The following is a 6,136-nucleotide window of genomic DNA, read 5'->3' as shown; positions in this document are numbered from 1 at the left end:
TCCAGTTCGGTAGTACTCATGGTATTGACCTCCTGTATTTATTAGGGCCGCTCCGGCGGCGGTGGGCTTTATGTGCACCCTCCCGGGGGTGACTTACCATATCCCGTCCCGCTCTTATGTGGTGGTCTTGGTATCCACCTTCGCCGGTTTTGTTCCCTCCTGACATTATGAATTGTAGCACTATTAACAGTGCCTTTCAATGCACGGAATGACCAAAATAGCACTGTTAATATTGTTAATATTGGCACTGTCAATCGTGTTGACATTGCGGTATAATACAGGCATGATGGAGGAGGAGCCCCCAATTTTGGGGGCTCCCCGGGAAGGAGGAAAACGCATGGCGGTATCGGAAAAGAAGAAAGCCAGTAATGCTAAATGGGATAGCGCCAATATGTCCACTCTTGGGTGCAGAGTGAAGAAAGCACAGGCCGCAGCATTTAAGGCCTATTGTGAAGCACAGGGGAAAACCTCTAACACAGTCTTGAAGGAATATGTCTTGGACTGCATTGGGGAAGGGGACGAGTGGTCAGACAATGAGCCAACATGAAAAGTCGCCCCAGTTGTGCCAGTGAGTGGAAAGGTAAAATGAAGGGATGATAATATGCCGGATTTAATAAATTACGGACAAGAGACGTTTGAGCAAATTAAACATATTAACGAGTATGGACAAGAGTTTTGGTTTGCTCGAGAACTGGCCCGCGTATTGCAGTATTCAGACTGGAGAAATTTCCAAAATGCTATGTTTAAGGCGATGGAGGCGTGCCAAAATAGCGGGAATAAGGTTTCAGATCATTTTGGTGAAACCACCAATATGATAGATATTGGAAAACACGCCAAGCGGGCAGTCAATGATTATGCTCTCACCAGGTACGCATGTTACTTGATTGTCATGAATGGAGATCCCAGCAAGGACATTATTGCAGTCGGGCAGACATATTTCGCAGTAAAAACTAGACAGCAAGAATTGATTGAAGACTACGACCAATTATCAGAAGATCAAAAGAGACTTGCCATTCGCCGGGAGATGGCAGAGCACAATAAGTCACTTGCAGAAGCTGCACAAATGGCAGGGATAACAGATCCTTACGATTATGCCATTTTTCAAAATCGCGCTTACCAGGGCTTATATGGTGGTTTAGGGATGCGGGAAATTCATAAACGAAAGGGCCTGAAGAAAAGCCAGAAAATCCTTGACCACATGGGAAGCACTGAATTAGCGGCAAATCTCTTCCGTGCTACTCAGACCGACGAAAAACTCCGTAGAGACAAAGTGAAAGGGAAAAAGAGCGCCGGAGACGTACATGAAGCCGTTGGGAAAAAGGTTCGTCAAACAATTAAAGAACTGGGCGGAACTATGCCGGAAGATTTACCGACACCAAGAAAGAGTATCAAGCAGATTCAGAGAGAACAAGAAAAGAAAAAGTTAGATAAATAGGGAGCCTGCCCCTGGTGCGGCGAATACCGGAGGCGGCGGGTGCGCAGAAAAGCCCCAGGCATAGCGCCCAGGGCTTGACATGGTGGCCGTGGTGGCCTATAATACAGATAGAAAGGGCGCTGCGGCAAGCGGTTAGCCCGAAGTCAGTAGAGCGATTTCAAGGAAACCGTCACCCTGCCCGGTGGCGGTTTCTGCTTTTCACAATAATCGTAACGGTGAACCGCCCGATATGTAATGTGATCCGCATGGCGTCACCCCCTTTCGGGGTTGTGTGACTAACCGCCCGCCGACTTGTGCAGCGCCATAGACAGAATATCACAGATTTTGACAGCCTGCAAGCAAAAAGTGCAAATGAAGGGATGAGGTCGGGCGGTATGGGTTCGACAAGAAACCCATACAAAACCCATACGGGCATCAAAAAACAGGATAAAAAAGTTATCAAGAGCACACAACAAGACACAACAACCGAGCGGGCCTACCCGTTGTGCCATAATGGATCTGGGCAATAAGATACAATAAGCGGCGATAGGAGAAAACAACCTTTCTTGAATTGGTAAGGATGAGGTCTCCGGTTCAAATCCGGATAGCAGCTCCAAAAACCCCCGAAAACCTTGGTTTTTGGGGGTTTTTTGTTGCAAAAAGTTGTTTTACGGTGCGGGTCAAAAATCCTGACCCACACCGTGACACACACGCCGAAACGGCCGGAAAGGACAAAAGAGCACCGGACGGGAAGATCTGTCTTCCCGTCCGGTTTTTGCGGCTACTCAAACGGTTATATAACCTGTCCCAGGACGCTGCCCATAGTCTGGGCGGCCTCGTCCTGCTTCTGCCGCGTGGCGTGGGTGTAGGTGCGCAGGGTGAACCCGGCATCGTAGTGCCCCGGCATGGAGGACACGGTTTTGACGTCCACGCCGTTCTGGAGGGCTGTGGTGGCGAAGGTGTGACGGAGATCATGGAACCTGATATGCTCCAGTCCGGCGTCCTTCAGGATCTTCTTATGTAGGTTGACTACCGAGTCCGGGTGGTACATCTCGCTGGTGAGGGGAGAGGGGAACAGATACGGGCTGTCCGGGTGCTTCTCGTGCTCCTGAATCAGCAGCTCCACTGCCGCTTGGGGGATGGACACCAGCCGGACAGAGTTCTCCGTCTTGGGCCGGGTCAGTTCCAGGGAATCCTCTGGGTTGCGAACGTACTGCCTGCTCACCGAGATGGTTCTGCCTTGGGTGTCTACATCCACCCACCGCAGGGCTACCAGTTCCCCCTTCCGTAGGCCGCTGGCCAATTCCAGATAGAACATGGGCATGAGCCCTCGCGCTTGGGCGGCCTCCAGGTAGGCGTGGATGTGCTCCGGCGGCAGGATCTTCATGTCCAGTTTCCGGGGCTTGGGCACAATACAGTCCTCGCTGGGGTTTCGGGGGATCAGCCGCTCCTTTACTGCCCGATCCAGGGCACAGTGGAGCATCAGGTGGACGCTGCGCACGGTGGTAGTGCTGAGTCCCTTGTCCTGGTTCTTTGTGATGTGTATTCTGCCGCCCTCCAATAACTCTTTGTAGAGCTTCTGTAGGTGCCGGGTGGTCAGTTCCTTCAACTTGACGTTCCCGATACGGGGGATGGTGTAGCTTTCGATGATCAGCTCGTAGCGATTGGCTGTCGCGGTGCGGACGTTGGGCTTGGCGTAGAGCTCATACCAGGTCCGCAGCCAGGTGGCCACGGTGTAGTCCTCAGAGCGGGCTACATCGATACCCTTGACCTCCTCCAGTGCCGCCTTGAGCTTTTCCTTGACCTCCACCTGGGTTTTGCCTAACACATTCCGGATGACTCGCTTGCCGGTATTGGAATCATAGCCGGCGGTATAGCGCCCCTCCCAGCGGCCGTCCTTGCGCTTGCGGATGTTCCCTTCCCCGTTGGCCCGTTTCTTTGCCATGGTAATCGCCTCCTTACCTTCTCGTGGATAGCCATACCAAGCGGCCAGAGTTATCAAACTGTTATCATTTGCACTTAAATATTTTGGTCAGTAACACCCTCCAATTTGCGTTTACTCTTCCCACGCCTAAAAACGGCACACAGGGGCGATACGGCGCTCACAGGGGCCTTTCTGCGGCCACCTGGCCTGTCTCCAGGAGTAGATAGGGGGTGCGCCCACAGAGGCAGGCTTCCTTCTAAAGGTCTGCACTCCCTCTCTTTGTTTATGCGGCGCAGGATTTGAGTGGGCGGCTCCTAAAGAAGCCAGTCTCCACATCGAATTTTAGTGCGGAGACTGGGGCTTTTATCAGCCCATCTGCCGTCCCAGCTCGTGGTCGTCGGCCTTATGGCCCATAGCAATCTTCTTTCTCTGCTCCCTGGCCAGGGTCTTCCGGTCGCCATACCGGCGCCTCATAGTGGCGTCCATCATCTCCTCCTCGGTACGGCCCTCCAGCCTGGCCAGCAGACGGAGGACATCTTCGGTCACGTCAGCAGCCGGCAAATCAGAATGCTGATCACCAGGGCTGCCGCTGCGGAACTCAGGATGGTGCGGGCCGCCCATTTCCGGAAGGTACGCATCAGCTCGTAGCCATCCCCTCGGAATTGCTTGGCCTGCTCGGAGAGCTGCCTTATAAATTCTTCGCGCCGATTCCCATCCTGTTCCTGTTGTTCTTTCATTTCCGAGACTGTCTCTTGCAGAGATAGACGGAACCTCTGATGAAGACGGTTGGTCTGGCTCAACCATCCTGACAGCTGCTGTGAAGTAGCCAGTGGCTCCAGGCTTTCCTTGGTGGCCAGCGGCTCCATGTCTGCCCGGATAGTCTCTTGGAGCGCCAGGGTTTTCCGCAGGACATCCTCCAGCCGCTCCACAGTCTGGGGAGACATGGTGTAGAGGACGTGGGGTTGCTGGTCTATCAAGGTGGGCGGCCCGGCGGACATCCTCTGCCTCTGCTTCAGCATGTCCAGCGCACTGTTGTGCTGTATGCTGCCGGATTCGGAATTCATGCTCCATCTTCTCCTTTCTGAATTTTTCCTCGTGTAGCCGGTCATCCCGGCACTTCATCCCGGTGGGGGTGGTGTAGGTGATACACTTCCGGGCGTCCTCCCAGCGCACCCGGTAACCCCGCCGCTCCATTTCCCGGATGAACTCCTCCCGGCTGCCGGCACGCTCCATGACCGCCTCCACGGTGGTGATGAGCTGGAACTTCCAGCTCTCTCCCCGCACCGCGTCCCGATACTCCCCGGTGCCGTAGCCCCTTAGTGCGCCGGTTCTGCTGATACGGTTTGAGGGTGGACAGGCCGTGCTCCAGGCAGAGCTGGTCGCTGGCCGCCCGCATCTGCTCCAGCGTCCTAGGCGTAAAGTGGAGCTTCTTCCCTGTGTCCGGGTGGACGGAGTTGACCACGAAGTGGGAGTGGGGGTGTTCCGCATCCACATGGGTGGCCACCAGCACCTCGCAACCGGGGAAGAACCGCTCCGCCAGCTCCAGGGCGATCTGGTGGGCTTGTGCCGGAGTCACGTTTTCCTGCGGAGAGAAGGACTGGACATAGTGGTAGAAGAACGTGCCGCTGGCCTTGCTGTACAGATTCTTGGTGGCCATGAAGCTCTGCTGAGCCACCTCTGCCCCGCAGTTGATGCCGGAGAGATACTCCCGCCCATCTGGATCCACCGTCTTTTTCTCCTGGGAGACGTAACGGAGCACCCGGCCCATGGCGCCGACGGTCTGCTTACTCTCCTTGATAAAGCTACACGTCGCCATGGGAGATCACCCCGCCTTTCTCTGTCAGCAGCCGGTTTACCGCCTCGTAGGTCTTGCCCAATACCTCCATGCATTCCCGCAGGTACACCGTCTGCACCCGGCCGGTGTGGGCCAGCACCGTCAGCTGGTTCAGGTTCCGGCCCCAGCCCCGCAGCTCCACCAGGATGGGCTTGAGCTCACCCACCACATAGATGGGTTCCTCCAGTGCGGCCCGGAGCAGATACGCCTGCTGGCTCAGGCCGGATCTGCGTATCTTCCCTTCGATCTGCCGCCGTTCTGCTTTGGTCACTCGGAAGGCAACCACCTGGCTTCTTATCCTCTCCGCCATGAATTTCACCTCCGTAAAAGATCTGGTATGGCGTGTCCCCATCGCTGGGAAGCACACCATACCAGATCTTTTCGTGGATAGCCAGTGTAACCGGCCGCTGTTATCAGATTGTTATCAATTGGCCCCGTGGGGTGGCCCCCGACGGGAAAGTGGGTGCGGGCTTCTGCCCGCAAAATGCGTTTGGCGGCCGCTTGCGGCAAGCCAAATGCTCTGCTTGCCCCACCCGAGGGTGGGTAAATCCGCTCCCCCGGCCGTGCAAGTACCAACGGCACAGGCGCTCTCCGCACTGCGGGGAGATGTGGAATTTGGGGTTATCCTGCTTCGCCCCTCGTCCCCGAAGGGCCTCCGAAACTGGGCCGAACCCGGCTCTCAAAACCTCGGGGAAGGGCCCTGCCCCTCCCCTCATCGAGGCACACAGGGCTTACAGCGAGGCACAGGAGCCATCTCCGGTGTGCTCCTGAACCCAGCGGATGAACTGCTCCTTTGGCACGACCATCCGGCTGCCTACTTTCAGTACCGGGAAGCCTGGCTCGTGCATCAACTCGTATCCGCTGGATGGGGACACACCCAGCACCTGTGCCACCATCTTCGCATTGAGGAACAGCGGCAGCTCGCGATAGCTCCTGTACTCAGATGCTATCACTGCTCCATCCC

8 protein-coding genes are annotated in these 6,136 nt (G+C 55.6%); 2 read left to right on the top strand and 6 right to left on the bottom strand.

All coding sequences use genetic code 11. The features are described 5' to 3' along the window. Nucleotides 1-337: 337 nt before the first annotated feature. Together HMPREF0372_RS13450 and dinD are read left to right on the top strand one after the other, a co-directional pair. Nucleotides 338-547, top strand: a complete 210-nt coding sequence (locus HMPREF0372_RS13450) for a hypothetical protein (protein ID WP_039997554.1) — start codon at nt 338-340, stop codon at nt 545-547. Nucleotides 548-601: 54 nt separating this feature from the next. Beyond that, on the top strand, nt 602-1,435 hold the full coding sequence (gene dinD, locus HMPREF0372_RS13445; RefSeq protein WP_007493479.1) for a DNA damage-inducible protein D: 834 nt from the start codon (nt 602-604) through the stop codon (nt 1,433-1,435). A 772-nt stretch (nt 1,436-2,207) separates the two neighbouring features. Here the strand turns inward: dinD and HMPREF0372_RS13440 are convergent. The 6 genes from HMPREF0372_RS13440 to HMPREF0372_RS13425 form a co-directional block, all read right to left on the bottom strand. Next, nucleotides 2,208-3,359 carry a tyrosine-type recombinase/integrase gene (locus tag HMPREF0372_RS13440; protein WP_007493473.1) on the bottom strand — a complete coding sequence of 384 codons (1,152 nt, stop codon included), beginning with the start codon at nt 3,357-3,359 and terminating at the stop codon, nt 2,208-2,210. 345 nt (nt 3,360-3,704) lie between these two features. After that, on the bottom strand, nt 3,705-3,884 hold the full coding sequence (locus tag HMPREF0372_RS18805) for a hypothetical protein (RefSeq protein ID WP_007493472.1): 180 nt from the start codon (nt 3,882-3,884) through the stop codon (nt 3,705-3,707). Then, nucleotides 3,881-4,402, bottom strand: a complete 522-nt coding sequence (locus HMPREF0372_RS18800; protein ID WP_007493471.1) for a hypothetical protein — start codon at nt 4,400-4,402, stop codon at nt 3,881-3,883. Before HMPREF0372_RS18800 ends, HMPREF0372_RS18805 begins: the two co-directional genes overlap by 4 nt. Nucleotides 4,403-4,443: 41 nt before the next feature. Next, nucleotides 4,444-5,154: a relaxase/mobilization nuclease domain-containing protein gene (locus HMPREF0372_RS18795; protein ID WP_007493469.1), complete on the bottom strand. Its 711-nt coding sequence runs from the start codon at nt 5,152-5,154 to the stop codon at nt 4,444-4,446. Then, nucleotides 5,141-5,482: a plasmid mobilization protein gene (locus HMPREF0372_RS13430; RefSeq protein ID WP_039997552.1), complete on the bottom strand. Its 342-nt coding sequence runs from the start codon at nt 5,480-5,482 to the stop codon at nt 5,141-5,143. The genes HMPREF0372_RS18795 and HMPREF0372_RS13430 overlap by 14 nt, the downstream gene beginning before the upstream one ends. 421 nt (nt 5,483-5,903) lie before the next feature. Continuing rightward, a complete protein-coding gene (locus HMPREF0372_RS13425; protein WP_007493465.1) occupies nt 5,904-6,125 on the bottom strand; it encodes a helix-turn-helix transcriptional regulator in 222 nt (73 codons plus the stop codon). Nucleotides 6,126-6,136 lie beyond the last annotated feature (11 nt).

The organism is Flavonifractor plautii ATCC 29863, assembly GCF_000239295.1.
Lineage (GTDB): Bacteria > Bacillota > Clostridia > Oscillospirales > Oscillospiraceae > Flavonifractor > Flavonifractor plautii.
This window is presented reverse-complemented; position numbering and strand designations above follow the sequence as displayed.

Bases quoted from the DNA above. Each gene is read 5' to 3' on its own strand.
- dinD (WP_007493479.1), top strand. From the start codon at position 602: ATGCCGGATTTAATAAATTACGGACAAGAGACGTTTGAGCAAATTAAA.
- HMPREF0372_RS13450 (WP_039997554.1), top strand. From the start codon at position 338: ATGGCGGTATCGGAAAAGAAGAAAGCCAGTAATGCTAAATGGGATAGC.
- HMPREF0372_RS18795 (WP_007493469.1), bottom strand. From the start codon at position 5,154: ATGGCGACGTGTAGCTTTATCAAGGAGAGTAAGCAGACCGTCGGCGCC.
- HMPREF0372_RS13430 (WP_039997552.1), bottom strand. From the start codon at position 5,482: ATGGCGGAGAGGATAAGAAGCCAGGTGGTTGCCTTCCGAGTGACCAAA.
- HMPREF0372_RS13440 (WP_007493473.1), bottom strand. From the start codon at position 3,359: ATGGCAAAGAAACGGGCCAACGGGGAAGGGAACATCCGCAAGCGCAAG.
- HMPREF0372_RS18800 (WP_007493471.1), bottom strand. From the start codon at position 4,402: ATGAATTCCGAATCCGGCAGCATACAGCACAACAGTGCGCTGGACATG.